Below are 223 nucleotides of genomic sequence, written 5' to 3' on the forward strand. Positions count from 1 at the left end.
CGTGTGCGTGAACTGACGGTACAGGCCACTACCGGTACTAACTCTGAGTCTGATCTGTCTTCTATCCAGGACGAAATTAAATCCCGTCTGGATGAAATTGACCGCGTATCTGGTCAGACCCAGTTCAACGGCGTGAACGTGCTGGCAAAAAATGGCTCCATGAAAATCCAGGTTGGCGCAAATGATAACCAGACTATCACTATCGATCTGAAGCAGATTGATG

At 48.0% G+C, this 223-nt stretch carries 1 protein-coding gene; it reads left to right on the top strand.

Annotation, left to right across the window (positions count from 1 at the left end; translation table 11 throughout):
- The coding region (locus tag HMPREF0298_RS11395) for a flagellin N-terminal helical domain-containing protein (protein ID WP_006841365.1) at window positions 1–223 on the top strand (223 nt) is incomplete at both ends.

This window comes from Corynebacterium lipophiloflavum DSM 44291 (assembly GCF_000159635.1).
GTDB classification, from domain to species: domain Bacteria; phylum Actinomycetota; class Actinomycetes; order Mycobacteriales; family Mycobacteriaceae; genus Corynebacterium; species Corynebacterium lipophiloflavum.